This is a genomic window from Nocardioides segetis (genome assembly GCF_051390595.1).
Taxonomy (GTDB): domain Bacteria; phylum Actinomycetota; class Actinomycetes; order Propionibacteriales; family Nocardioidaceae; genus Nocardioides.
On sequence record NZ_JBNINR010000018.1, the window covers coordinates 1 to 23036 of the forward strand.

Sequence of the window (23036 nt, forward strand, 5' to 3'; positions counted from 1 at the left end):
CTCCTGACCCACATCAACGCCACGCCCGGCACGATCACGGCAGGCGTCAACTACATCGCGATGGGCTGGTGACCCCCGGATGACCGCCGAGACGCCCACCAATGGCGAGCTGTCCCGCCGAGTCGACGCCCTCACTGACGAGGTCCGCAGCATGGGTCGCGGACTCAACGAGCGGCTCGACCGGATGCCCACCTCCGAACTGCTGACCGCCTACCTCGCCAAGACCGACGCCGACGTGGCAGCGGTCAAGGAAGACCTCGCCGAAGACCGCGCCGACCTTGCAGCATTCAAGGTCGCCATCCGCGGCGAGCTCGCCGAGTTCAAGAAGCAGATCACCGACGGCAAGCGCTGGGCCATCGGAGCGCTGATCTCCAGCGGAGGTCTGCTCGTCGCCGTCGTCAGTCTCATTCGGAGCCTGTCATGAAGAACGCCCTCAAGGCCGTCGCCGCGATCGCACTGGTCGCGATCATCGGCTGGACCATCTACCAGATCGGCTCACTGGTGGCCGCCGTGGAGTCTTCGCGCAAGGACCGTGCGGACCTGCGGGACCGTCTCGATCAGGCGACCGTCCAGGTCGAGTCCCAGGGCAAGGCGCTGGATGACGCGAACGCCCGTCTGGTGCAGCTCGGCCAGGAGCCGGTCGACGCTCCCCCACCGTCGGTGCCGTCGGTGCTCCAGGGTCGGCGTGGTCTGTCGTGTGTCGAGGATCTGGGGTACTCGCTGTGTCGCGGTCCGCAGGGCCCTGTGGGCGAGAAGGGAAAGCCGGGCGATGACGGCTCTGATGGTGTCGGGGTCCCGGGTGAGACGGGTGCCCCGGGTCAGGCGGGCAAGGACGGTGCTGCTGGCAAGGACGGCGCCCAGGGGCCGCAGGGTGATCCGGGTCCTGCTGGTCCGGCTGGCCCCCAGGGTCCCGCCGGCACCGCCGTCCCCGGCTCGTATTCGTGCCCGGATGGCGAGGTCATGTCGGGCTTCACCGTCGCGGCCGACGGGTCCGTGTCGATCGCCTGCCGTCCCGCTACTCCCCTGCCGCAAGGAGGCAACCAGTGACCCGCACACGTCGAGAAGCCATCGAGCATGCCGCCCTGGCCGACATCTACCTGCCTGCGGGGATGTGCGCCCGCTGGACCCGTGAGCAGTACGGCATCGGCCCGTCCGGCGATGCCGATGGCGACGGGGATGTCGACGCGATCGACGCCTGGCGCCGCGCGGTAAACCACCACCCTGGCGACCGCAACCCGCCGTCCGGCGTCCCGGTGTTCTGGTCAGGCGGTTCAAAGGGGCACGGGCACGTCGCGATGTCGTGGCCGGGCGGCCGGATCCGTGGCACCGACTCCCCGATCTCGGGCCGCATCGGCACGGTCGACTTCGACTGGGTGGAGAAGCACTGGGGGCTGACCTACCTCGGCTGGGCCGAGGGCATGTCCGGCGTGATGATCCCGGTCGACGCGCCGAAGCCGCCCAAGCCGCCGACTCAGTTGAGCAAGCTCCGCGACAAGCTCCGCGCGCTCAAGCTCAAGGCCAAGGCGAAGGGCAAGACCAAGCGGAAGCGGAAGATCCGCGACGCGCTCCGAGAGCTGCCGAAGCGATGAGTCTCGTCGTCCAGGGCGCGAACATCGCGGGCGCCAAGGAGTGCGACCGTCTCCTCGACGAGATCGCCAGCCACAAGCCCGACGCCGTCGTGCTCACCGAGGCGTACTACTGGCGCCAGGATGTCCCCGGCTACACGACTATCTCCTGGGCCAAGAAGAACCACGGCGCCGAAGCGCGTGATGTCGTCGTACTGGTTCGTGACGGTGTGCGGATCAAGCGGAAGCGGCTCAAGAAGATGGTCCGCGGCTGGTGGGGTCCGTTCACCGGCCGCAAGCGGGAGCCTCGCCGCTATCCCGTCGTCGTGCTCGTCAAGGACGGCGTGAGGTGGCCGCTACTGGCCGCTCACTTCCCTCCCGGTGGCGCGTCGGGCGGGGTCAAGACTCGCGGCCGGAACAAGGGTGCGTGGCACGAGTCGGCGCGCAAGGCCAAGCGGTGGCTCAAGCGCCGCGTCCGCGCGGTGCTGCTGGGCGACCTGAACGAGAACCGCGCTGGCGTCAAGAAGCACGTCGCACCCAAGCGCGGGCATGTCGCGATGGCCTCCAACGTCGACGGCGTCATCACGACGGGCGCCTCGATCACCATCCGCCGACAGCCCGCCCCGAAGGGGATGCACGGCTGGTTCACCGCCACCATCAAGGAGACCCGATGAGCACCAAGATCCTCACCCCGACCGTGCGACGCTGGATCTATGGCGTCGCGATCGCCGCGTTTGCCGTGCTGGTGTTCTACGGCGTCATCGACCCCGAGGCGTCGCCACTGCTGGCCGCGCTCGTGCTGGCGATCCTCAACGTCCCCAGCGACGACGAGTAGTCGTCGTGAGAGGGCTGTGGTTCGGGCGTTACCGGCTCTTCTGGCCGATCGTCAGCGGTGACGAGTACGGCCGGCGCACTCTCGCCGTGCCGCTCATTCCCGGCCTGCTCGCTGTTGTCGTGCCCCTCTGGACCTGTCGCTGCTCGGAGTGCGACCAGATGCGCGCGCAGACCGACGACTGGGGCCTGTGATGCTTGCCGCCGCGGTCCTTGAGCTCCCCGGCATCCTCCTCGGCCCACTCGTCTGCCGGGTCCGTGGTCACCGCTGGCACGTGTGGACCCACCACGCGGCGACGTCGCTGCGGATCTGCATCAGGTGTAGCCGCACCGACTGACCTCACCACCCCCGGCGTACCGTCGGAGACGTCCTTTCATGGGGGACGGTCCTTTCCGGGAAGTAGCCCGCCTCTCCTTCGGGAGGGGCGGGCTTTCGGCGTTATGAGCCGGTCATGGGAGCGGTATGCATAACTATGGGGCTCACCGCTTCCCCAGCAACTTGCGGACCTGCATCCGGTCCAGTCCGGCACGCCGGGCCACCTCAGCCTCCGGGACGCCGCTCGACGCCGCCACACGCGCGATGGTCTTCACGTCCCTCAGGGCCTCCGCGTAGGCATCGCGGGCAGCGCGCCACTTCGCGCCGACCTCGTCGAGGGTCGTGTCGCCAAGCAGGTACTGCACGATCAGCGACCAGGCGGCCTCTCGCTCCAGCGCCAGGTCGGGGTCATCGCCGATCCGCTCGGCAGCGGCCTCGGCTTCGGCCTCAAAGAGTGCGCGCTGCTCGTCGGTCATCTCGTCGGCAGCGGGGCCGAGCCAGGCCGTCCACTCGGCGCTCATCGCGCGACCTGCTCTGCCAGCTCCTGGATGCGGGCCTTGACGACGGCGTTCCCCGCGACGAATGCCTCGGGGTCGTCGGCGCGCTTCGGGAGGGCCTTGCGCGCCTCGGCGAGCTCGACAAACGCGGAGTCGCCGATGAGGGTGCGGGCGGCCTTCTCGGCGTTGGAAATGTAGGTGTCGTTCTTCTCGGCGTAGTCCATGACGCCGAGTCGGATGGTGGTGGCTGCGGTTGCGGTGTCCATGTAGATAAGACTACAGGCGTTCTGTAGTCACGTCTACACATCGAAGGTAAAGAACCCGGCACACTCGCCCCATGGACTCCCTGCTCGTCGTCACCCACCTCGCCGCCGCGATCGGCGGCGCGCTCATCGGCTGGTCAATGCGGGCCCGACGTCACCCGTAGGCCGACCCGACCCCTGGATGCTTGTCGCTCTGCACTAGCCAGGAGTACGGCACCCACGCCGTGATGACCTTCTCGTGGACCGTCATCCGCTCGATGTACGTCACCCGCGCCTCCCACGACCCATCGCGAGCCCGCCGGCGGTCGAGGATCAACCCCGGCCAGGACATCGGCACATGCGGCTTCTGCACCCACACGTGCGCACCACCCACCGGCCCGGCCATGGTCGGACGGTACGCCTACCCTCCGACTGTGATCATCCACGCCGCACGCCGCCCCCGCACACCCCACGACTACACCGGCGAACCGGAGATCGTCAGGTGGACCGTCGAGGCCGACGACTACGACGCCGGCATGGAGCAGGTCCGCGGCGAGATCCCCGAGGGGTGGCTGCTGCGAGGCGCGCACCGTTACGTCGGTCACGCCGCGACCGGGCCCAGGTTCAAGCGCTTGAGCATTCGTTCTCCACCCTGCTCTCGGTAGAGGCCGAACGATTAGCGATCCCAACGCCGACCGAAGTGCACGGCTACGACCTCTTCCAAGGCGTCGACATGTGGGGCATGGTCAAGCTTCACGAGCGGCTCGCAATTGCCGCCAAGATCATCGACCTGATGGCGGCATCGGAGATCAGGTTCATCATCCGCGGCATCGACCGAGGCGCCCAACGACGGCGCTACCCGGACGCCTACGCGCCCTATCCCATGATCCTGACCCATCTCGCACGCGAGGTAGACAAGGTCGCCGGCGAGATGAGCGAGACTGCTCGGATTACCTGCGACGAGTACCACCAGCACGACCGCCACAGAGCCATGCTCGACCGTCACCGGACGCTCGGAACGCCCGGATACCAGCGCACGAAGCTCCCCAACATCAGCGGAGACCTGGCCTTCCTGCCGTCCCATGAAAGCGCCCTGATCCAGGCCGCCGACATCGTCGCCTACCTGCGCCATCGGATCGCCCTGCGCCCGAGCCCTCCGTACAAAGAGAAGCGCGCTCGCGATCACCTGTGGCGCAAGGTGGAGGCCATGTCGCTCCAGGACTACTGCTGGATTCCCTGAAATGCTCAGTGGCCCCGCGCGAGCGAGGCCACCGGCTGGACAGGAGGCACAACAGGCGTCCCGTGCTAGGAACGTAGCAGTCCCAGCCAGATTTGCACAGATCTGCCCGGCGTGTCCACACCTCTATCCACAGGTTATCCACATCACGCCGCCCGCCTGACCCTCCTCCGCCCCCTACGACCCGTCGAGCTCGAACCCCAGGCGCGCGGCCGACCGCTGCCACTGACGGTGAGACCGGAGCCGACGCAGACGCCGCACCGGCAACGGGTCGGCCGCGAGAGCCTCGGGCCGGTCGATCAGCGCGTTGAGCACCTGGTAGTAACGGGTCGCGCTCATCCCGAACCGCTCCCGCACGGCGGACTCCTTCGCGCCGGCGTACTTCCACCACTGGCGCTCGAAGGTCAAGATCCGGGTCTCGGTGTCGGTGAGGGCGGGCATCAGACAGCCTCCCAGCCGGGCTCAGACTGATCCTCTTCGCCGGCGGAGAGCTGCCCCGCGTCAGCCGGATCTTCGTACATCTCCTCCGGCTCGATCGGTCGAGCGTTGCGACAGGCAACCTGCCGCGGACCGCAGTTGGTCCGGGTCGCCAACTTCCACATCTCCGGGTTCGCCATGAAGGGACGATGCGACAGGGGGCCGACAGAATGGATCAGCGATGGCTGACGATATGGCTGACATACTGGCCTCAGAGAGTACGGCTGAGCGTAAGGAGCGCTTCCTTGACACGGAAGAGGTCACTGGTTCAAACCCAGTATCGCCCACGAGCACGACAGCCTGATTCGGCCCCCGACCTGCGGAAACGCAGTCGGGGGCTGTCTGCTTTTCGGTCATGGGGACAAACACGGGAACCGGGCGGCCTAGGACAGCGACACCGGCGGGATCACAGGGCACGACGACAAGACGTTCCATCTGGTAGCGCCAGTCCGCATCGCGGATCCCAGTGATCGAGCGGTCACCGGGAACTGCGAGGTCACGTACTCGCTCGACGGCGTGCTCTGGAGTCGTCGCGGTCGCGAGGAGCCCGAACAGCTCTTGAGCAGGATCAGCTCCATCTGCTCGTTGAGCCAGGCCCGGTCTGGAGGAGCGAGGGGTCGAGAGCCGGACGTTGAGCGCCTTCTCATCGACCAGAGGTTGACGGCCGTCTTCTTGGTAGTCGGCGCGGTTGTACGCCATCGCGTGCCCGATCCGGCGCACCGACGGCATCAGCAGTCGGCCGCCTGGCGCTCGACGAGCGGATCCTCGTACAGCTCGTCGCAGACGCTCCATCTCAAACCAGGCCCCCACGAGCACCACCAGGCCCGCGAGAAGCGGCAGTGGCGCCGCGAGACCCGCGACGAGTAGAACCACGGACACCGCCGCCCGCCTGCCCCCAAGGAGGCGGGCGCCGTTCGCGCTTTCCGGGGACCGTCTCGGGTCAGACCAGCTTGGCGGCTGCCATCCGCCCGGCACGTAGGACCACCGAACGAGTCGGTTTGCCGAGGTTGTAGTACGAGAACTGCAGCACCGTCACCGTGCGGCCCACCCGGACGGCCAGTGTCCGGTTCCAGTACCGGACCTTCCTGTAGCAACTGCACCACAGGTAGCCGCCGCTCTGGTCCCCCACCTTCGGAGGCGTCCAGCGGCGGGTCTTGGCGACGAGTGGGATGTCGTCGCCGTCCTTGATCTCCCGGTTGCCGACGCAGGAGCGGCTCAGGTGCCGGTAGCTCCTCACGAGCGCTTTCGCCTCAGCGACGGTCTTGAGGTGGACCACGTCCTGGGACATGCCCCGATGGGTGTCCTCCTGGTCGTTGAGGCTGGTGCTTGGGGTCATGTTGATGCTCGTGAGCACCTGGCGGCGCTTCTTCCACCAGTCGATGCCGGCAGCGTCGCAGCCACGAGGCGAGGTGAAGCTACCGCGCGAGAAGAACGAACGGGTCACATCGGGATCGATGGACTGCCACTCGGCGACGCTCAGGAACTCCTCGACGGTCGGCCCCGGGACGCCAGCGGCGGCTCGCCCGGCGAACGACACCGTGGCGCCACTGCAACTCAACATCAGGACCAGCAGCCACGTGATCGCGCGCTTCAAGGTCATCGCTCGTCTCTCCCGTCCGGGCACTGCCTTCCACCGCACGGTTCCCACGCCGGCATTCGCCAACCCTCGGAAGGCGGGCGGCGTTCGTGCTTTCAGGCAGCCCGAGCAGCCGGCGGCCGGTTCATGTCGCGTTGCTGAATGCCCCAGGCCACTGCTGACGCAGCGTCGGACATCCGCGGCGAGTACGGCGAGTTGCTCGAAGACCAAGTGCCAGACGACGAAGCGACCACCCGCATCATCGAGCACCCGTCGGTTAGCGACGGGTAGCAAGCCCTGAAGACTCGCTCGGCCTCGCGGCCTTCGGCGTCCTTGAGGTCCCGTCGCTCCCGGGCGTACTCCGCGAAAGTCCTGGGCACCTCAGGCCTGCTGAGATCGGGCGCGCTCGATCGCGGCCTGGTAGTCCTCGACGGCACCCGGCAGCAGTTCGACATGCACGATCGTCCCGTTGGCAGCGGGGACGAGATCGATGATCTGACCCATCGCCGTGTCTTCGCCATCCCTGAGCGTCACGACAGCTCCCGGGACGATCATCGCGGGGTTGCGAGCCGTGTCGAGCCAGGTCCACGTGTAGCCGGTCTGGTCCTCGTTGCTGAAGTCGTACTCGAGGTCGGCCTGGTAGCCGCCGACCTCGACGGTGTTCTGCGTTGTCATCGGGGGGCTCCTTCCTGGTCGTTGCCTCCAGTGAGGATTGTCCCTCAGGGTCACCCAAGGCGTCCATGAACGTCCGGTAGTCCAGGCCGTCGGGTCCGTCGAACAGGACTGTCCAGTGCGGAGCGCGAAAGGTTGGCAGGACCCGCAGTTCGGAGACGTCCTCGTAGCGAACGCGGTAATAGCGGCGACGCACGGCCATGTTCCGAGCGAGGATCCACGCCTCTGACTCCTCGGTAGCCGCGAACGCGGAGATGCCGTAGCAGTCGCCGCCTTCGAGGGAGAAACGGCGATTCATCTTGCTCGCCAGGTCCCGGAGCCGATCGATCCCGTCGGCGTGCACGCCGCCGCGCAACAGCAGAACGAGATCCTCGGCGACCTCGCCGGGCCGGATGACATCCTCGAGCCGCTCCCTCACGCGCCGACCGTCGCATCAGGGTCCGACACCAAGGGCATCCGCCGCGCCCTTCTCCCTTCGCCGGCCGGGCGCGCACTGACGCCCGCCCGCTCCTCGACCGGACCGCGCCGTCGACGGCAGGGAAAAGGGGCGGCCCGGAGTGGGGTCCAGGCCGCCCGTGCCGGTGACTGCTCCCCAGTCAGTTGCCGGCCCAAGCAGGTCGGCCGCTGCTCCCCAGCACCTCGGGGGAGGTCGCGGCCGGACAAGACCCGCTTGCGGCTCATCGGGCCGGTGCTGCCCCGAGGAAGGGCTCCGGCCCGGTGATGAGCTGTTGCCAGTCTTCCGCCCGGCGGCGCGGTACGGCGCGAGCGCGGTCGATCTCCCCCACCACCTCACCCCGCCACCTCGGCCCGCTCCTCCACCCGCCACCTCGGCCCGCTCGTCCACCCGCCAGCTCTGCCCGCGGCCCGGCCGGCGGAGAGCACAGACGGACCTAGAAGCGCGGCCCAGCCTGGCCGGAGCGGTAGGCGGCCAGCGCGGCGTCGACCTGGTCGGTGGGGACGATCTCGCGTCCGAGCGGGAGCAGGCTGACCGGGATCATCTTGAAGTTCGCCAGCCCGAGCGGGATGCCGATCACCGTGATGCAGAGCAGTGCGCCGGTCACGGCATGGCCGATCGCGAGCCAGATCCCCGACAGCACCAGCCACAGGATGTTCCCGATGCCGCTGGGGATGCCGGCACTGTCCCGCCGCACGACCGTCCTGCCGAACGGCCACAGCGCGTAGAACCCGATCCGGAACGACGCGAGACCGAACGGGATGCCGATGATCGTGATGCACCACAGTGCCCCGGCGAACAGATAGCCCAGGAACAGCCAGAAGCCGGAGAGCACCAGCCAGACGACGTTCAGCAGCACCTTCATGGCGCGAGCGTAGGGCCCCTCAGCCGGCGAGGAAGCTGAACCGCACCTCACGCTCGGGGTTGTCGACGTTCAGGTCGACCAGGCAGATGCTCTGCCAGGTGCCGAGGGCCAGGCTCCCGTCGAGCACCGGAACGGTCGCGTACGGCGGCACCAGGGCCGGCAGGACGTGGGAGCGGCCGTGCCCGCGGGTGCCGTGCCGGTGCAGCCAGCGATCGTCGGCGGGGAGCAGGGTCCCGAGCAGTGCGAGCAGATCGTCGTCGCTGCCGGCACCGGTCTCGAGGATCGCGATGCCACAGGTGGCGTGCGGCACGAAGACGTGCAGCAGGCCGTCGCCGCGGCCGGCCGTGAACGCGGCGCAGTCACGGGTCAGGTCGAGGACGGCGTCGCGGTCGCCGGTGCGATAGGTGCGGGTCTCGGTGTCCACGGGACCATCATCACCACACACGGCACGAGGCGTCGTCCGCCCCGTCGCGGGCGCGCTCTCCCGCGACGGAGCGGACACCCGGCGGTCGCCGGGTCCGACAGGCGCTCAGGGGTCGCCCGGAGAGCACCCGCCCGCGGCCAGGCAGAGTGGGGACGCCTCACCGCGGCCGGCACGCGACAGGGAACGACCGCGCGCCGGGGAACGAGGGACGCAGGGGGCTCCCCGCCGTGGTGCACGTCGTACGGCGCCCATGCGCGGGAGTCCCTTCATCGTCGCGACCCGTCGATCCCGAGCGCTCGCCAGGTCCTGCACCCACGATAGGTCGGCCCGCTCCGGGTCGCAGGGGACTTGCGAAGGCTTTACCCGGACGCGCCCCGACATGAAGAACGCCCTGTCCGGCATGCCGGACAGGGCGTCCCGTGCCCGGCGAGTGTGGGGTTCGCCGGGCACGCTGTGGTTGGGGAACCGGGACCGAGAGTAACGGCCGCCGGACGGGCGTGGGGCGAAATCGGGAGATGACGTGAGACGAACTTCCGCGGCGCTCAGCCGGCCTCCGCGCCGGGCTTGCGGCCGGGCTTCTGGCCGGGCTCCTGGCCGGGCTTCTGGCCGGGCCCGACGGGACGCAGCGCCGACGCGGAGAGCCACTCGGTCACGGCACGACCCTCCCGGTCGACGTACGAGACCATCCCCTCCCAGCCCCGCTCGGTCGGCCGCCAGTCCAGCACCAGCCCGGGCAGCTCGACCGGCACGAACGCCAGTCGGACCCACACGTGTCGCACCCCCGCCATGGCCCCATCGTATCGAACGTCCGTTCGAATGATGAGGCCGGCGAGGGCTGGTCTCAGGCTTGCGGACCGTCGTCCAGCCGCGGCTCGACCAGCGGGTCGGACGGGTCGAGATCCTCCTCGACCGGCCTCGGGTACGACGACGGGCCGCTCCCCTGCTGCGTCGCGCCGGCGCGGCGGGCGGCCAGCGCCCCCGCTGCCCCGAGCAGCCCGAGCACGGCGAGCACCAGCAGGGCCTTGCGGCGCCGGCGACGCGGCTGGGGCAGCCGGTCCGACACGGCGTCGGGCAGTCGGTCGACCACGGAGCTCGGAAGCGCCCCGGGGAGGTCGGAGAGCCGTCGGGAGAGCGCCTCGGCGGCGTGCGAGCCCTTCTCGACCGCGACGGCGCGGCCCTCGCGGACCAGGGGCGGCGTCCGTTCGGTGATGGTGTGGACGGCGGACTCGACATCGGGCACGACGGCGTCGACGAGGTCGCGCAAGTCGTCCCTCAGGTGTTCGGCCGTGCTCTTGCGGTGCATGGGGTGCCTCCTCCTCGGATACGGACTACGCACGCGCAGTACCCGTTCGGTGGCGGGCAACCCCGGGGACCTCGGCGCGGCGGGCGCAGGCTCAGCCGGCGGCCACCCGGCCGAGATCGGTGGAGCACTCGTTGCACCGCACCCGGCGCTCGTGGCGCTCGGGCGGCTCCTCGATCGTGCGGCCGTACCATCGCGTCTGCTCCGTCAGGCGGGAGCATCGTGGGCACCAGTCATGGCGTACCCACGGTCCGAAGTCCTTCCTCATGGCGCTCAGCCTGCCGGTTTCTGCGCGCCGGTGTCGCGAGACGCGGGCGAGTCGGGACCGTCGGGTGGCCAGGTCTGCCCGGTCGTCGCCGACCACGTAGTCCCCCGGGACCAGAGGTCCCGCCGTCGGTCCCGGGTCAGTCCTCGTCGGCCGCGAAGTCCTCGTTGTGGGTGCCGGGTCGCGGGGCCCAGGGCAGCTCCTTGGCCGGGCGTACGACGACCAGCCGGTCGCCCCGGGCGAGCAGGGTGACGACCGGGTCGAAGTAGCGGTACACCTTCTCGTCACGGACCACGGCGATCACCTGGTCCGGCAGCGACTGGGGCGGCATGCCGACCTCGTTGACGAGCAGCTCCCGCTCGGCGACCTCGAGCCCCTCGCCGTAGGTCAGCAGGTCCTCCATGACCGAGCCGAGGGTCGGCGACAGCGTGGAGAGTCCGAGAAGCCGGCCCACCGCGTCGGAGGAGGTGATGACCGAGTCGGCGCCGGACTGGCGCATCAGGGGCGCGTTCTCCTGCTCGCTCACGGCGGCGACGATCCACGCGTCGGGGTTGAGCTGACGCACCGTGAGGGCGGCGAGGACGTTGGAGTCGTCGCGCCCGGTGGTGATGATCACCTGGTCGGCCTCGGCCACACCGGCCCGCTGCAGCACGCCGCGCCGGGTCGCGTCGCCGGTGATGACGGCCAGCTGGTCGGCATGCGCATCGGCCAGTGCGACCGGACTGGGGTCGACGACGACCACCTGCTCGCGGTCGAGCCCGTTGTTGACGAGGGTCTCGACGGCGCTGCGGCCCTTGGTGCCGTAGCCGATGACCACGACGTGGTGTCCCATGTTCTTCCTCCAGCGGGTGATCCGGAACATCTCGCGCCCGCGCTGCGCGAGCACCTCGAGGGTGGTGCCGATCAACAGCACGAGGAACCCGATGCGGGCCGGGGTGATGATGAAGGCGTTGACCAGCCGCGCACCGTCGCTGACCGGGGTCACGTCGCCGTAGCCGGTCGTGCTCAGGGTGACGGTCGTGTAGTAGATCGCGTCGATGAGGGTGATGCGCCCGTTGGGATCGACCTCGGTGGGCACGTCGCCGCCGTCGCGGTAGCCGTGACGGTCGAGGTAGACCAGCAGCACGGTCCCGACCAGGATCGCCAGCGCCAGCAGCAGCCGTCGGCCCAGCTGCCACCACGGCGACCGGATCCGCTCCGGCAGCGCGACCTGCCCCGTGAGGGGGGTCTCTGCCGGTCCTCCGCTCAGCACGCCCACGGCCGGAACCTACTCCACCGGGTCCGGGTTGCGGCGCAGCAGGCGGTCCAGCAGCTCGCGGCGCGCCCGCTGGGTCGCCTCCTGCGGGAACACCTCGTCGAAGGCGGCGTTGACCCCGGCGCCGATCAGGACGGCCAGGGCGGCGATGTAGAGCCAGATCAAGATGGCGATCGGCGCCGCGAGCGGGCCGTAGATCGAGTGCGAGTCCTCGGCGGTGACGGTGAGGACCCAGCGCAGGAGGTAGGAGCCGAGGATCCAGCTGACGAGCGAGAAGACCGCGCCGGGGAGGTTGAAGCTCCAGTTGGTCCGCACCGGCACCGACACGTGGTAGAGCGTCGCCAGGAAGCACACGCACATGACGATGATCAGCGGCCAGTAGAACCCCATCAGGAACTCGGCGCGGTTGGGCAGCCAGGTGCGGACCAGCTTGGGACCGGCAACCACGAGCGGCAGCGTGATCGCCCCCGAGATGACCGCGAGGATGTAGAGGACGAAGGACAGCGCGCGGGTCCGCACGATCCCGCGGTGCCCGCCGAGCCCGTGCATGATCGTGATCGTGTCGACGAAGACGTTGAGCGCCCGGGAGCCCGACCACAGCGCCAGGACGAAGCCGAGCGAGATCACGTCGAACCGGCCCCCGCGCAGCACGTCGTCCATGGTCGGCTTGATCACCTTGTTGACCGCCGTGTCGGTCAGGAAGCGCGAGAACAGGTCGACCACGGCCCGACGTACCTCCTCCACCTGGGCGGCGGTGAAGTGCTCGGTGACGTAGCCGACTCCGCCCGCGAGGGCGAAGATCAGCGGTGGCACGGACACGACGGCGAAGAAGGCGGCCTCCGCGGCCAGCCCGGTGACCCGGTACCTCAGGCACGAGCTCACCGTCGTCACGACCAGGCGCCAGACCAGACGGCCGAGCCGGCGGAGCCACGGCACGCGCCGCGGGGCCGAGTCCTCCACCATGGCCCTCACGCTATCCGGCCGGTGCCTCCGCCCCGCAGACCCGGGTGGTGGTGGCTCAAACTCGGCGTCACCGTCCGCCGACATCACACCGGCGAGACGTCTCTACGTCTTGTTGTCATACCCGTCACAACATCGCCGCCCTCCTGTCCCCTAGCGACTTTCACCCATTTGCCCGGAACCCGCAACCCGCCACACTCCTCTTGTGCGTTAATCGCGCGAACGAGAACGGAACTGAGGAGAAATGACAGAAGCAAAGCAACTCTGGTCACGGATAAGCAAAATGGTTGTCGCCCTGTAGCAATCGCTGCAACGGTGGCCGCCACGCAGTGGGCTAGCACCCGAGACGCGGAAGCCGACGCGTATCCAAACACGTACTATCCCGACAAGGGCGCAAACCACACCTTCTGCTTCACCCTGAACTTCGCGCAGTACGGAGCCTTGGTGAGCCGGGCCCGCAACTCGATGGAAACCGTTCAGGCTCAAACGGTCGTGAATCCGTTGGAACAGACCTGCGATGCGGCGACCGACGTCATCCTCTACGAAGGGGTCATCGACGGGTACTCAGGCGGCGAAGCAACCTGCCAGAAACTCAATTCCAAAGGCTACTGCGACTCGTGGGCCGTGACGATCGACTGGGAGCTCATTCAGGCGGTCGCCACGAACGACAATTACGAGGCCCGCCATACGATCTGCCATGAGATCGGACACACCCTCGGCGTCAAGCACTACACGCCAGGATTCTCGCCGGACGGCGCGACGAATTCCTGCATGATTTCTGGCCTTGCCGACAGTGGGGCCGCTTGGACCAAGACCTACGGGCCGCATCACGTGGCACACATCGACAGCTGGTTCTAGGAGTTACAGGAATGGATCGAAACACGATGAAGACCGGCCCCGTCGCCATGGCTCTTGCCGCACTGCTACTCGCAGGATGCGGAACCGAACGCGAGCCCGCCCCCGAGGTCAGCAGTAGCAAAGAAGATCCTCGAGCCGGAGCGGACACGAAACTGCTCGAGTCCGTTAGGAACTCGGGCAATGCTCTCGTCACCTACGAATCGCCAGCGGTACTCGCCGAGAAGGTTCCAGTGGCTCTTACAGGAACTGTCGCCGAGGTCGTACCGGGTCGAACCATCGTCCGCGACACGGGGCAGGTCGGGTTCAAGACACGTGAGGAGACCGCAGTTGTGCGAATCCGTATCGACCACCTGTACAGGTCAGACCTCGTCACGCAGGGCCGAGAGTTCGCCTTCGTCAGTCTCGATCGCGGGTCACAGGCTACCGACGACGAAGGGACAGCTCTCGGAGACGGCCCTTCAACGATCACCCCGATCGATACGCTCCGGCAGGCGCTGCCCGTCGGCACCCGAGTTCTAGTTCTAGCTCGCCAGGTGCATGACCCCCGGCAGGACGGCGCCAAGGAACTCAACCCAGCCGCCGGCCGCGATCGCGGGGCCCCGCTGCTCGAAGGGAACCCGGCGCAGGCGTTCGCTGTTGAGGACGGCACAACCGGGCGCCTATCTGGCTGGACGTCGCTCACCTACTCCGACGCCGTCACAGCAATGGAACAGTTCGCGTCCTGACCGCCACGCTACTTCGACGACGGGCATCCACGAGTAGCTCACCCATTCCAGCACCTCACGCCGAACCTTCGAACGCAGTGCGGGCGACGGCCGCCACCAGGACGGCCGTCGCCCGCTGCTGCCCTCGGCGCCGGTGCTCAGACCGGCTGAGGCTGCCGCGCGGGTCGATCCACGGCGTCCTCGGGCGCCGGTACGGCGGCCGGGGCGTGGTCGTCGACCATGGTGGTCTCGTCGAACGGGTCGTCGCCGGCCAGGACCCGGTCCAGCCGCGCCCGGTCGAGGCTGCCCGTCCAGTGACCGACCAGGACGGTGCCGACGGCGTTGCCCGCGAAGTTGGTCAGCGCGCGGGCCTCCGACATGAACCGGTCGATGCCGACGATCAGGCCCACCCCGTCGACCAGCTCGGGGCGGTGCGACTGCAGGCCGCCGGCCAGGACGGCCATGCCCGAGCCGGTGACGCCGGCCGCGCCCTTGGCGGCGATCATCATGAACAGCAGCAGGGAGATCTGCTCCCCCAGCGCGAGCGGGCTGCCGACGGCCTCGGCGATGAAGATCGACGCCATCGTCAGGTAGATCGCGGTGCCGTCGAGGTTGAAGGAGTATCCGGTCGGGACGACGACGCCCACCGTCGTCTTGTCGACGCCGGCGTGCTCCAGCTTGGCGATGACCCGCGGCAGCGCCGACTCCGAGGAGGAGGTCGCGAGGATGAGCAGGAACTCCCGGCCGAGATAGCGCAGCAGCGCGAAGATGTTGATGCCGGTCGCCGCCTTGAGCAGGAGCCCGAGCACGACCACGACGAACAGCACGCAGGTGACGTAGAAGCCGACCATGAGCACCGCGAGGCTCTTCAGGGCATCGACGCCGCCCTGGCCGGTGACCGCCGCCATCGCCCCGAAGGCCCCGACGGGCGCGGCCCACATGATCATCGCGAGCAGCCGGAAGACCAGCCGCTGGAGGTGGCCCACGGCCGTGATGATCGGCGCACCGGTGCCGCCCATCCGCTGCAGCGCGAACCCGACGAGCAGCGCGACCAGCAGGGTCTGCAGGACGCTGCCGCTGGTGAGGGCGCTGAACACCGACGTCGGGATGATGCCGAGCAGGAAGGCGGTCGTGTCGGCGTGGCCCTCGGCGGCCTTCTCCTGGGCCGTGGCCGCGGCCTCCGCGGTCAGGTGTAGGCCGTCGCCGGGGTGCAGGAGGTTGCCGACGACCATGCCGATCGTCAGCGCCACGGTCGACATCACGAGGAAGTAGCCGAGCGCCAGCCCGCCGACACGGCCGACCTTGGCGGCACTGGCGACGGACCCGACGCCGAGGACGATCGTGCAGAAGATGACCGGCTGGATCATCATCTTGATCAGGTTGACGAAGCCCTCGCCGAGCGGCTTGAGCTCGACCGCGAACGTCGGGAACAGCAGGCCCGTCGCGACGCCGAGCAGCACCGCGGCGATCACCGCGAGGTAGAGGTAGTGCGTCCGCGCGCCGCGCTGCCGAGCGCTCGCCGTGCCGGTCGCCGTACTGGTCGTGCCCATGGTTCCTCCGTGGTTCTCAGGTGGGCGGGCTGGGGTTCACCGACACTCTGCGGCCCGAGGTGACGACGGTCACCGTTGTGTTCGTTGTGTTCGTGGCTCAGGTCACATCCGGCGCGCCGGGCTGGGCGAGAATGGCGGGATGCCGCGCCTCCGCCTGCTCCGCGACCGCCCGGTCGCCCGCCAGGTGCTGGTCCTGCAGGTCGGCACGGTGCTGCTCCTCGTCGTGGTCGGCATCCTGATGGCGGCGTACGACGCCCGGCGGGACGCGCGCAGCCGCGCGACACAGCGCGCGGTGGCCGTGGCCCAGACCGTGGCCGACTCCCCCACCGTCCGCGAGGCGCTGCGGACCGCAGCGCCGACCACCCTGCTCCAGCCGTGGACCGAGGAGGTGCGGCGCGACACCGACACCGACTTCGTCGTCGTGATGGGGCTGGACCGCACTCGCTACACGCACACCGACCCCGCCCAGATCGGTCGTCCCTTCGTCGGCGACCTCGGCGGCGCGCCGGAGGGCGAGGTGTTCACGCAGCAGTACACCGGCACCCTGGGTCCGTCGGTGCGCTCGGTCGTGCCGGTCGAGGACGGCGACCGTGTGGTCGCGCTCGTCTCGGTCGGCATCACGGTCAGCGACATCAACCGCGGCCTGCGGCGCGACGTCACCGTCGTGGTGCTCTGTGGGCTGCTGGTGCTGCTCCTCGGCCTCACCGGCGCCGCGCTGCTCGGCCGGCGCCTGCACCGGGTGACCCACGGGATGGGCGAGCGGGAGCTGGCCCGGATGTACGAGTACTACTCGGCGGTGCTCCACTCGGTCCGCGAGGGCCTGGTGCTCCTCGACGGGGACGGTCGGGTCCAGCTGGTCAACGACGAGGCGCGGCGGCTGCTCGCCCTGCCCGACGACGTCCTCGGGCGCCCGGTCGAGGAGCTCGGCCTGGCCCCCGGACTGGTCGCGGCCGCGCGGGGGCGGACCGCCGAGTCCGACGACCTCTACCTCGCCGGGGAGCGGATGCTGGTCGTCTCCTCCGCGCCCGCCCGCTGGGACGGTCGCGACGTCGGCTCGGTCGTCACCCTGCGCGACCACACCGAGCTCCGCTCGGTGACCGGCGAGCTCGAGGTCGTCCGGCGCCTCACCGAGTCGCTGCGCTCGCAGAACCACGAGTCCGCCAACCGGCTGCACACGGTGGTCTCCCTCATCGAGATGGGCCGCGCCGAGGAGGCCGTCGAGTTCGCGACGGCCGAGCTGCACGTGGCGCAGCTCCTCACCGACCGGGTCGTCGGTGCGGTCGACGATCCGGTGGTGACGGCGCTGCTGCTCGGGAAGTCGGCCGAAGCGGCCGAGCGCGGCATCGACCTCGTCATCACCGGGGCCGTCCCGGAGGACGTGGGCATCGCCCCCCGCGACCTGGTGACGGTGGTCGGCAACCTCGTCGACAACGCCTTCGACGCCGTCGCCGAGGCCAACCCTCGCCGTGTCGAGGTGGCCTTCGACGGCGACGCGGGCACCTTGCGCGTCCGGGTCGGCGACAGCGGGCCGGGACTCGACGAGGAGTCGGCGGCGCGGGTGCTGGACCGCGGCTGGACGACGAAGGCGGCGCCCGGCACCGGACGTGGACTCGGGCTGGCACTGGTGCTGCAGACCGCCCGCCGCCACGCGGGGACGGTCGCCGTCGACCGCTCGCCCCTCGGCGGCGCCCGGTTCACCGTCACCCTGCGACCGGCTGCCGCGGAGGCCGCGACATGAGCGTGCGCGTGCTCGTCGTGGAGGACGAGGCGCTGGCGGCCGAGGCACACGCGGCGTACGTCGACCGGGTGCCCGGCTTCGTCCTGGCCGGCGTGGCCCGCTCAGCCCGCGAGGCGGCCCGGGCCCTGGAGGCGGAGCGGGACGCCGGGAGCCCCGTCGACCTCGTACTCCTCGACCTGAACCTCCCCGACGGCCACGGGCTCGCACTCCTCGCCGGCCTGCGCGGCGCCGGCCACCAGTGCGACGTCATCGCCGTGACCGCGGCGCGCGACACCCAGGTCGTGCGCCAGGCAGTCGGCCAGGGCGTCGTGCTCTACCTGCTCAAGCCGTTCACCTTCGCGACCTTCCGCGCCAAGCTCGAGCAGTACGCCGCCTACCGGGCCGAGCTCGACGCCGCTCCCGCGGAGGTGGTGCAGGACGAGGTCGATCGACTGCTGGGATCCCTGCGCCCGAGCGCGACCGCGCCGCTGCCGAAGGGCATGAGCGCGGAGACCCTGCGCGGCGTCACCGCGGCGCTGCGCGACGCCGACGCCGACCTCTCGGCGAGCGAGGTCGCCGAACTGGTCGGGAGCTCGCGGGTGACGGCGCGGCGCTACCTCGAGCACCTCGCCGACCAGGGCCTCGCCGCCCGCGGGCTGAGGTACGGCGCGGGCGGCGGGCGGCCCGAGGTCAGCTACTCCTGGCGCTGAGCCTCGGCGCAACTACCAGATTCGCGCCCGCGAGCGCCGCGAGAGAACAGAATCGGTAGTTGCGTGGCAGCCAGAGTCAGCTGAGATCGAGACCGGGGTAGAGCGGGTGCTTGTCGAGCAGCTCGGCCGACGCCGCGCGGACCCGGTCGGCCACGCCGTCGGCCAGGACGTAGGACGCCTTCGAGGGCGCACCGGCCGACGTCGTACCGGGCTGGGTGTTCTGGAGCACCTCGACGATGAGCTCGGCGACCACGTCGAACTCGGCCGCGCCGAAGCCGCGGCTGGTCAGCGCGGGCGTGCCGACCCGGATGCCGGAGGTGTACCAGGCGCCGTTGGGGTCGGCCGGCACCGAGTTGCGGTTCGTGACCACGCCGGCGTCCAGCAGGGCGGTCTCGGCCTGGCGACCGGTCAGGCCGAAGGAGCTGACGTCGAGCAGCACGATGTGGTTGTCGGTGCCGTCGGTCACCAGGCGGGTGCCGCGCTTCATCAGGCCGTCGGCCAGCGCGTGGGCGTTGTCGGCGATCGCCTGGGCGTAGGTGCGGAACCCGGGGGTCCGCGCCTCGGCGAAGGCGACGGCCTTGGCGGCCATCACGTGCGGCAGCGGGCCGCCGAGCACCATCGGGCAGCCCCGGTCGACGCTCGGCGCGTACTCCTCGGTGGCCAGGATGAAGCCGCCGCGCGGGCCGCGCAGCGACTTGTGGGAGGTGCTGGTGACCACGTGCGCGTGCGGGATCGGGTCCTCGTCGCCGGTGAACACCTTGCCGGCGACCAGCCCGGCGAAGTGGGCCATGTCGACCATGAGGGTGGCGCCGACCTCGTCGGCGATCTCGCGCATCTTGGCGAAGTTCACCCGGCGCGGGTACGCCGAGTAGCCGGCGACCAGGATGAGCGGCTTGAACTCCTTCGCCTTGGCCCGCAGGGCGTCGTAGTCGAGCAGGCCGGTCTCGGGGTCGGTGCCGTACTGCTGCTGGTGGAACATCTTGCCGCTGATGTTCGGGCGGAAGCCGTGGGTGAGGTGACCGCCGGCGTCGAGGCTCATGCCGAGCAGGCGTTGGTTGCCGAACTCGTGGCGCAACCGCTCCCAGTCGGCCTCGGAGAGCTCGTTCATGTTCTTCACGCCGGCGTTCTGCAGCCACGGACCCTCGACGCGGTGGGCGAGGATCGCCCAGTACGCCGTGAGGTTGGCGTCGATGCCGGAGTGGGGCTGCACGTAGGCGTACTCCGCGCCGAACAGCTCGCGGGCGTGTTCGGCGGCGAGGGCCTCGACGGTGTCGACGTTCTGGCAGCCGGCGTAGAACCGGTGACCGACCGTGCCCTCGGCGTACTTGTCGCTGAACCAGCTGCCCATCGTGAGCAGCACGGCGGGCGAGGCGTAGTTCTCGCTGGCGATCAGCTTGAGCGACGCCCGCTGATCGGCGAGCTCCTGGCGCGTCGCCGCCGCGACCCGCGGCTCCACGGAGGCGATGACCTCCAGGGCCTGGTGGTAGGCGCTGCTGACGAGTTCGCCGTTGAAGGAGAGGTCGCTCATGGCGCACAGCGTAGTGCCGCGCCTCGGCTGCGCCTCGGCGGGCGGCGTATGCCGAAGCTACTGGCGGGTTGCCAGGCGCCGCCTGGTGTGACCTGCATCGCAGGTCGCGCCTGAACCCACCTCACCACCGGCCATCCCGTCCACATTTCGAGACCGACATCCGCATAATGAGATTCGGATTTGTGGAACGCGCGTCCGAGGGATGAGACTCGTTGACATGGTCACTGCTGCCACTCATGCGCACCTCGTGGTTCGACGCCACGTGGACTTCGGGCGCACGCGCAGCATGATGTGTTGGCCCCGCTGACGTCGCCGCCGCATCCACCCGAGCCGCGCGCCCGCCCGCGCGCCATCAGCGAAGGACCTCCTTTCCGCATGCCTGACCTGCGCTTCAAGCCCGAACCGGCCAAGTTCACCGAGATCCCGCGCCCCAAGCGCGCGGAGGGACAGTGGGCCCTCGGCTACACCGAGCCGCTGAACAAGAACGAGCAGTCCAAGAAGGACGACGACCCGCTCAACGTGCGGGACCGGATCCTCTACACCTACTCCAAGCGCGGCTTCGACTCGATCGACCCCGCCGACCTGCGCGGCCGGTTCCGCTGGATGGGGCTCTACACCCAGCGCAAGCCGGGCATCGACGGCGGCAAGACGGGAGCCCTCGAGGAGGAGGAGCTCGACGACCGGTACTTCATGCTCCGGGTCCGCTCCGACGGCAAGCTGCTCTCCCCCGCCGCCGTCCGTGCGCTCGGACAGATCGGTGTCGACTTCGCCCGCGACACCGCCGACGTCACCGACCGGCAGAACATCCAGTACCACTGGATCGAGATCGAGAACGTGCCGGAGATCTGGGAACGGCTGGAGGCGGTCGGCCTGCACTCGATGGAGGCGTGCGGCGACTCACCGCGCCCCTTCCTGGGCTCTCCGGTCGCGGGCGTCGCCAAGGACGAGATCATCGACGGCACGCCGGCCCTGGAGGAGATCGAGCGCCGCTTCATCGGCAACAAGGACTTCTCCAACTTCCCGCGGAAGTTCAAGACCGCGGTGACCGGGCACCCGAGCCAGGACGTCTCGCCCGAGACGAACGACGTCTCGTTCGTCGGCACCGTCCACCCCGAGCACGGCCCCGGCTTCGACGTCTGGGTCGGCGGCGGCCTGTCGACCAACCCGATGCTCGCCCAGAAGCTCGGGGTGTGGATCCCGCTCGACGAGGTCCCCGACGTCTGGTCCGGTGTGGCCGGCATCTTCCGCGACTACGGCTATCGGCGACTGCGCTCCCGCGCCCGGCTGAAGTTCCTCGTCGCCGACTGGGGCGTCGAGAAGTTCCGTGAGGTGCTCGAGAACGAGTACCTCGGCAAGAAGCTCGTCACCTTGGCCTCGCCGGAGTCGCCCGTCGGGCACCGCGACCACGTCGGTGTCCACGAGCAGAAGGACGGCAAGTTCTACGTCGGGATCGCGCCGACGGCCGGCAGGGTCTCCGGGACGCTGCTCGTGCAGCTCGCCGACCTGCTCGACGAGTACGGCGTCGCCGGCGCCCGCCTCACGCCGTACCAGAAGCTCGTGCTGATCGGCGTGGACGGCGCGGTCCTCGACCCGCTCCTCGACCGCCTCGACGCGATCGGCCTGTCCGCCCGTCCCTCTGCGTGGCGGCGCAACACGATGGCGTGCACGGGCATCGAGTTCTGCAAGCTCGCGATCGTGGACACGAAGAACCGCGCGAGCGACCTCGTCGACGAGCTCGAGCGCCGGTTCCCGACGCTCGACACGCCCATCACGATCAACGTCAACGGCTGCCCCAACGCCTGCGCCCGCACCCAGGTCGCCGACTTCGGCCTCAAGGGCCAACTCGTCGTCGACGAGAACGGCGAGCAGGTCGAGGGGTTCCAGGTCCATCTCGGCGGCGCGATCGGGCTGCGCGCGAACTTCGGGCGCAAGCTGCGCGCCCACAAGGTGACCAGCAAGGGGCTCGACGACTACGTCTCCACCGTCGTCGCCAACTACCTCGCCGACCGCGTCGAGGGCGAGGCGTTCGACACCTGGGTGCATCGGGCAGACGAGGAGCTCCTGCGCGGCGAGAAGGCGCTGGAGTCGGTCTGATGTCCGAGGAGTCGGTGTCGTCGCGGGCGGTGCCCTACCACTGCCCGTACTGCGGCGAGACCGACCTGTGGCCCCACGAGCCCACCGGCTGGGAATGCCGGGGGTGCCGTCGGGCCTTCAAGGTCGAGCTGCTCGGCCTCACCCGTCGGGCGTCCGACACCCGTACCAACGAAGAAGGAGGTGCCTCATGACCACCGCCACCACGCGTGCCGCCCGCGAGTTCCGCGGGTCCCACACCACCGGCCGGTCACCCGAGGAACTCCGCGAGCTGGTGTCCCACTGGGGCGCCGAGCTCGAGCTCGCCCCGGCCGAGGTCATCATCGAGTGGGCCGCCGCGACCTTCGGCGAGCGCTTCTGCATCACCTCCTCCATGGGCGACGCCGTCTTGGCGCACCTCGCCGAGAAGGTCGTGCCCGGCGTCGACGTCGTGTTCCTCGACACCGGCTACCACTTCATCGAGACCATCGGCACCCGCGACGCGGTCGCGGCCACCATGAACGTCAACCTCATCTCGATCACCCCGGTCCAGTCCGTGGCCGAGCAGGACGCCGAGTACGGCCCCGAGCTCTACCGTCGCGACCCGGACCTGTGCTGCGCGCTGCGCAAGGTCAAGCCGTTGGCCGACTCCCTCGCGCAGTACGACGCCTGGGCGACCGGCCTGCGCCGCGCCGAGACGCACAACCGGGTGATCGCACCGGTGATCGGCTGGGACGCCAAGAAACAGAAGGTCAAGGTGTCCCCCATCGCCCGGTGGAGCGACGAGCAGGTCGAGCGCTACATCGCCGAGAACGGCGTGCTCGTCAACCCGCTCGTCTACGACGGCTACCCGTCCATCGGCTGCGCGCCGTGCACCCGCCGGGTGGCTCCCGGCGAGGACCCGCGCAGCGGCCGTTGGGCCGGGACCAACAAGACCGAATGCGGGATCCACTCATGAGGTGG

The 23036-nt window shown here is 69.6% G+C and carries 31 protein-coding genes; 15 read left to right on the plus strand and 16 right to left on the minus strand.

Annotated elements, in window-relative coordinates; genetic code table 11:
• Window positions 1-79 precede the first annotated feature (79 nt).
• From ACPZVR_RS22030 to ACPZVR_RS22055, 6 genes are read left to right on the plus strand one after another with little or no spacing between them, the layout of a single operon-like run.
• Complete coding sequence (locus ACPZVR_RS22030) at window positions 80-424, plus strand: hypothetical protein (protein ID WP_436701835.1); 345 nt, start codon at window positions 80-82, stop codon at window positions 422-424.
• A complete protein-coding gene (locus ACPZVR_RS22035) occupies window positions 421-1047 on the plus strand; it encodes a collagen-like domain-containing protein (protein ID WP_436701836.1) in 627 nt (208 codons plus the stop codon). Before ACPZVR_RS22030 ends, ACPZVR_RS22035 begins: the two co-directional genes overlap by 4 nt.
• Window positions 1044-1589, plus strand: coding sequence for a hypothetical protein (locus ACPZVR_RS22040; protein WP_436701837.1), 546 nt, complete (start codon window positions 1044-1046; stop codon window positions 1587-1589). Before ACPZVR_RS22035 ends, ACPZVR_RS22040 begins: the two co-directional genes overlap by 4 nt.
• Window positions 1586-2239 carry an endonuclease/exonuclease/phosphatase family protein gene (locus ACPZVR_RS22045; protein WP_436701838.1) on the plus strand — a complete coding sequence of 218 codons (654 nt, stop codon included), beginning with the start codon at window positions 1586-1588 and terminating at the stop codon, window positions 2237-2239. The genes ACPZVR_RS22040 and ACPZVR_RS22045 overlap by 4 nt, the downstream gene beginning before the upstream one ends.
• The gene (locus ACPZVR_RS22050) at window positions 2236-2400 is read left to right on the plus strand and encodes a hypothetical protein (RefSeq protein ID WP_436700990.1); all 165 of its coding nucleotides are present in this window, start codon (window positions 2236-2238) and stop codon (window positions 2398-2400) included. The genes ACPZVR_RS22045 and ACPZVR_RS22050 overlap by 4 nt, the downstream gene beginning before the upstream one ends.
• 5 nt (window positions 2401-2405) lie before the next feature.
• The gene (locus ACPZVR_RS22055) at window positions 2406-2591 is read left to right on the plus strand and encodes a hypothetical protein (protein ID WP_436701839.1); all 186 of its coding nucleotides are present in this window, start codon (window positions 2406-2408) and stop codon (window positions 2589-2591) included.
• A 285-nt stretch (window positions 2592-2876) separates the two neighbouring features.
• Here the strand turns inward: ACPZVR_RS22055 and ACPZVR_RS22060 are convergent, their stop codons facing one another.
• From ACPZVR_RS22060 to ACPZVR_RS22070, 3 genes are all read right to left on the minus strand, one after another.
• The gene (locus ACPZVR_RS22060) at window positions 2877-3233 is read right to left on the minus strand and encodes a hypothetical protein (RefSeq protein ID WP_436701840.1); all 357 of its coding nucleotides are present in this window, start codon (window positions 3231-3233) and stop codon (window positions 2877-2879) included.
• Window positions 3230-3475 carry a hypothetical protein gene (locus ACPZVR_RS22065; RefSeq protein WP_436701841.1) on the minus strand — a complete coding sequence of 82 codons (246 nt, stop codon included), beginning with the start codon at window positions 3473-3475 and terminating at the stop codon, window positions 3230-3232. The genes ACPZVR_RS22060 and ACPZVR_RS22065 overlap by 4 nt, the downstream gene beginning before the upstream one ends.
• Window positions 3476-3626: 151 nt before the next feature.
• Window positions 3627-3857 (minus strand): hypothetical protein, encoded by a 231-nt coding sequence (locus ACPZVR_RS22070; protein WP_436701842.1) that lies wholly within the window; start codon window positions 3855-3857, stop codon window positions 3627-3629.
• A gap of 28 nt (window positions 3858-3885) precedes the next feature.
• Between ACPZVR_RS22070 and ACPZVR_RS22075 the strand changes: the two genes are divergently transcribed.
• Window positions 3886-4116 carry a hypothetical protein gene (locus tag ACPZVR_RS22075; protein WP_436701843.1) on the plus strand — a complete coding sequence of 77 codons (231 nt, stop codon included), beginning with the start codon at window positions 3886-3888 and terminating at the stop codon, window positions 4114-4116.
• 35 nt (window positions 4117-4151) lie between these two features.
• Window positions 4152-4691, plus strand: coding sequence for a DUF3800 domain-containing protein (locus ACPZVR_RS22080; protein ID WP_436701844.1), 540 nt, complete (start codon window positions 4152-4154; stop codon window positions 4689-4691).
• Window positions 4692-4865: 174 nt separating this feature from the next.
• Here the strand turns inward: ACPZVR_RS22080 and ACPZVR_RS22085 are convergent, their stop codons facing one another.
• The 11 genes from ACPZVR_RS22085 to ACPZVR_RS22135 all read right to left on the minus strand — a co-directional run bounded on the left by ACPZVR_RS22085 (window position 4866) and on the right by ACPZVR_RS22135 (window position 12939).
• On the minus strand, window positions 4866-5129 hold the full coding sequence (locus ACPZVR_RS22085; protein WP_436701845.1) for a DUF3263 domain-containing protein: 264 nt from the start codon (window positions 5127-5129) through the stop codon (window positions 4866-4868).
• A complete protein-coding gene (locus ACPZVR_RS22090) occupies window positions 5129-5305 on the minus strand; it encodes a hypothetical protein (protein WP_436701846.1) in 177 nt (58 codons plus the stop codon). The genes ACPZVR_RS22085 and ACPZVR_RS22090 overlap by 1 nt, the downstream gene beginning before the upstream one ends.
• 800 nt (window positions 5306-6105) lie before the next feature.
• Window positions 6106-6765: a hypothetical protein gene (locus tag ACPZVR_RS22095; protein ID WP_436701847.1), complete on the minus strand. Its 660-nt coding sequence runs from the start codon at window positions 6763-6765 to the stop codon at window positions 6106-6108.
• Between the two features lie 357 nt (window positions 6766-7122).
• Window positions 7123-7416 carry a hypothetical protein gene (locus ACPZVR_RS22100; RefSeq protein WP_436701848.1) on the minus strand — a complete coding sequence of 98 codons (294 nt, stop codon included), beginning with the start codon at window positions 7414-7416 and terminating at the stop codon, window positions 7123-7125.
• A gap of 887 nt (window positions 7417-8303) precedes the next feature.
• A complete protein-coding gene (locus ACPZVR_RS22105; RefSeq protein ID WP_436701849.1) occupies window positions 8304-8732 on the minus strand; it encodes a YccF domain-containing protein in 429 nt (142 codons plus the stop codon).
• A gap of 19 nt (window positions 8733-8751) precedes the next feature.
• Complete coding sequence (locus tag ACPZVR_RS22110) at window positions 8752-9156, minus strand: YjbQ family protein (RefSeq protein ID WP_436701850.1); 405 nt, start codon at window positions 9154-9156, stop codon at window positions 8752-8754.
• A 542-nt stretch (window positions 9157-9698) separates the two neighbouring features.
• Window positions 9699-9944 (minus strand): hypothetical protein, encoded by a 246-nt coding sequence (locus ACPZVR_RS22115; RefSeq protein ID WP_436701851.1) that lies wholly within the window; start codon window positions 9942-9944, stop codon window positions 9699-9701.
• A gap of 53 nt (window positions 9945-9997) precedes the next feature.
• A complete protein-coding gene (locus tag ACPZVR_RS22120) occupies window positions 9998-10459 on the minus strand; it encodes a hypothetical protein (protein ID WP_436701852.1) in 462 nt (153 codons plus the stop codon).
• Window positions 10460-10550: 91 nt separating this feature from the next.
• Window positions 10551-10724 carry a hypothetical protein gene (locus ACPZVR_RS22125; protein WP_436701853.1) on the minus strand — a complete coding sequence of 58 codons (174 nt, stop codon included), beginning with the start codon at window positions 10722-10724 and terminating at the stop codon, window positions 10551-10553.
• A 136-nt stretch (window positions 10725-10860) separates the two neighbouring features.
• Complete coding sequence (locus ACPZVR_RS22130) at window positions 10861-11979, minus strand: potassium channel family protein (protein ID WP_436701854.1); 1119 nt, start codon at window positions 11977-11979, stop codon at window positions 10861-10863.
• Window positions 11980-11988: 9 nt separating this feature from the next.
• Window positions 11989-12939 (minus strand): YihY/virulence factor BrkB family protein, encoded by a 951-nt coding sequence (locus ACPZVR_RS22135; protein WP_436701855.1) that lies wholly within the window; start codon window positions 12937-12939, stop codon window positions 11989-11991.
• 312 nt (window positions 12940-13251) lie between these two features.
• On the opposite strand from ACPZVR_RS22135, the gene ACPZVR_RS22140 reads away from it, so the two are divergent.
• Window positions 13252-13794 carry a hypothetical protein gene (locus tag ACPZVR_RS22140; RefSeq protein ID WP_436701856.1) on the plus strand — a complete coding sequence of 181 codons (543 nt, stop codon included), beginning with the start codon at window positions 13252-13254 and terminating at the stop codon, window positions 13792-13794.
• Between the two features lie 11 nt (window positions 13795-13805).
• Complete coding sequence (locus ACPZVR_RS22145) at window positions 13806-14519, plus strand: hypothetical protein (RefSeq protein WP_436701857.1); 714 nt, start codon at window positions 13806-13808, stop codon at window positions 14517-14519.
• Between the two features lie 137 nt (window positions 14520-14656).
• On the opposite strand, the gene ACPZVR_RS22150 is transcribed toward ACPZVR_RS22145, so the two are convergent.
• Window positions 14657-16048 (minus strand): cation:dicarboxylate symporter family transporter, encoded by a 1392-nt coding sequence (locus ACPZVR_RS22150; RefSeq protein ID WP_436701858.1) that lies wholly within the window; start codon window positions 16046-16048, stop codon window positions 14657-14659.
• Window positions 16049-16187: 139 nt separating this feature from the next.
• Here ACPZVR_RS22150 and ACPZVR_RS22155 point away from each other — a divergent pair, with 139 nt between their 5' ends.
• On the plus strand, window positions 16188-17786 hold the full coding sequence (locus tag ACPZVR_RS22155) for a sensor histidine kinase (RefSeq protein WP_436701859.1): 1599 nt from the start codon (window positions 16188-16190) through the stop codon (window positions 17784-17786).
• A complete protein-coding gene (locus ACPZVR_RS22160) occupies window positions 17783-18475 on the plus strand; it encodes a response regulator (RefSeq protein WP_436701860.1) in 693 nt (230 codons plus the stop codon). The genes ACPZVR_RS22155 and ACPZVR_RS22160 overlap by 4 nt, the downstream gene beginning before the upstream one ends.
• A 76-nt stretch (window positions 18476-18551) precedes the next feature.
• Here the strand turns inward: ACPZVR_RS22160 and ACPZVR_RS22165 are convergent, their stop codons facing one another.
• Window positions 18552-20003 carry a glycine hydroxymethyltransferase gene (locus tag ACPZVR_RS22165; RefSeq protein WP_436701861.1) on the minus strand — a complete coding sequence of 484 codons (1452 nt, stop codon included), beginning with the start codon at window positions 20001-20003 and terminating at the stop codon, window positions 18552-18554.
• Window positions 20004-20378: 375 nt separating this feature from the next.
• On the opposite strand from ACPZVR_RS22165, the gene ACPZVR_RS22170 reads away from it, so the two are divergent.
• From ACPZVR_RS22170 to ACPZVR_RS22180, 3 genes are read left to right on the plus strand one after another with little or no spacing between them, the layout of a single operon-like run.
• The gene (locus ACPZVR_RS22170; protein ID WP_436701862.1) at window positions 20379-22097 is read left to right on the plus strand and encodes a nitrite/sulfite reductase; all 1719 of its coding nucleotides are present in this window, start codon (window positions 20379-20381) and stop codon (window positions 22095-22097) included.
• Window positions 22097-22288 (plus strand): hypothetical protein, encoded by a 192-nt coding sequence (locus ACPZVR_RS22175; protein ID WP_436701863.1) that lies wholly within the window; start codon window positions 22097-22099, stop codon window positions 22286-22288. The genes ACPZVR_RS22170 and ACPZVR_RS22175 overlap by 1 nt, the downstream gene beginning before the upstream one ends.
• Window positions 22285-23031, plus strand: coding sequence for a phosphoadenylyl-sulfate reductase (locus ACPZVR_RS22180; RefSeq protein WP_436701864.1), 747 nt, complete (start codon window positions 22285-22287; stop codon window positions 23029-23031). Before ACPZVR_RS22175 ends, ACPZVR_RS22180 begins: the two co-directional genes overlap by 4 nt.
• Window positions 23032-23036: the final 5 nt, after the last annotated feature.

Coding starts and splice junctions, on each gene's coding strand:
- ACPZVR_RS22030 (WP_436701835.1), top strand. CDS start 80: ATGACCGCCGAGACGCCCACCAATGGCGAGCTGTCCCGCCGAGTCGAC.
- ACPZVR_RS22160 (WP_436701860.1), top strand. CDS start 17,783: ATGAGCGTGCGCGTGCTCGTCGTGGAGGACGAGGCGCTGGCGGCCGAG.
- ACPZVR_RS22165 (WP_436701861.1), bottom strand. CDS start 20,003: ATGAGCGACCTCTCCTTCAACGGCGAACTCGTCAGCAGCGCCTACCAC.
- ACPZVR_RS22085 (WP_436701845.1), bottom strand. CDS start 5,129: ATGCCCGCCCTCACCGACACCGAGACCCGGATCTTGACCTTCGAGCGC.
- ACPZVR_RS22155 (WP_436701859.1), top strand. CDS start 16,188: ATGCCGCGCCTCCGCCTGCTCCGCGACCGCCCGGTCGCCCGCCAGGTG.
- ACPZVR_RS22045 (WP_436701838.1), top strand. CDS start 1,586: ATGAGTCTCGTCGTCCAGGGCGCGAACATCGCGGGCGCCAAGGAGTGC.
- ACPZVR_RS22050 (WP_436700990.1), top strand. CDS start 2,236: ATGAGCACCAAGATCCTCACCCCGACCGTGCGACGCTGGATCTATGGC.
- ACPZVR_RS22105 (WP_436701849.1), bottom strand. CDS start 8,732: ATGAAGGTGCTGCTGAACGTCGTCTGGCTGGTGCTCTCCGGCTTCTGG.
- ACPZVR_RS22145 (WP_436701857.1), top strand. CDS start 13,806: ATGGATCGAAACACGATGAAGACCGGCCCCGTCGCCATGGCTCTTGCC.
- ACPZVR_RS22060 (WP_436701840.1), bottom strand. CDS start 3,233: ATGAGCGCCGAGTGGACGGCCTGGCTCGGCCCCGCTGCCGACGAGATG.
- ACPZVR_RS22120 (WP_436701852.1), bottom strand. CDS start 10,459: ATGCACCGCAAGAGCACGGCCGAACACCTGAGGGACGACTTGCGCGAC.
- ACPZVR_RS22065 (WP_436701841.1), bottom strand. CDS start 3,475: ATGGACACCGCAACCGCAGCCACCACCATCCGACTCGGCGTCATGGAC.
- ACPZVR_RS22090 (WP_436701846.1), bottom strand. CDS start 5,305: ATGGCGAACCCGGAGATGTGGAAGTTGGCGACCCGGACCAACTGCGGT.
- ACPZVR_RS22135 (WP_436701855.1), bottom strand. CDS start 12,939: ATGGTGGAGGACTCGGCCCCGCGGCGCGTGCCGTGGCTCCGCCGGCTC.
- ACPZVR_RS22180 (WP_436701864.1), top strand. CDS start 22,285: ATGACCACCGCCACCACGCGTGCCGCCCGCGAGTTCCGCGGGTCCCAC.
- ACPZVR_RS22095 (WP_436701847.1), bottom strand. CDS start 6,765: ATGACCTTGAAGCGCGCGATCACGTGGCTGCTGGTCCTGATGTTGAGT.
- ACPZVR_RS22070 (WP_436701842.1), bottom strand. CDS start 3,857: ATGGCCGGGCCGGTGGGTGGTGCGCACGTGTGGGTGCAGAAGCCGCAT.
- ACPZVR_RS22100 (WP_436701848.1), bottom strand. CDS start 7,416: ATGACAACGCAGAACACCGTCGAGGTCGGCGGCTACCAGGCCGACCTC.
- ACPZVR_RS22150 (WP_436701858.1), bottom strand. CDS start 16,048: ATGGGCACGACCAGTACGGCGACCGGCACGGCGAGCGCTCGGCAGCGC.
- ACPZVR_RS22170 (WP_436701862.1), top strand. CDS start 20,379: ATGCCTGACCTGCGCTTCAAGCCCGAACCGGCCAAGTTCACCGAGATC.
- ACPZVR_RS22035 (WP_436701836.1), top strand. CDS start 421: ATGAAGAACGCCCTCAAGGCCGTCGCCGCGATCGCACTGGTCGCGATC.
- ACPZVR_RS22175 (WP_436701863.1), top strand. CDS start 22,097: ATGTCCGAGGAGTCGGTGTCGTCGCGGGCGGTGCCCTACCACTGCCCG.
- ACPZVR_RS22115 (WP_436701851.1), bottom strand. CDS start 9,944: ATGGCGGGGGTGCGACACGTGTGGGTCCGACTGGCGTTCGTGCCGGTC.
- ACPZVR_RS22125 (WP_436701853.1), bottom strand. CDS start 10,724: ATGAGGAAGGACTTCGGACCGTGGGTACGCCATGACTGGTGCCCACGA.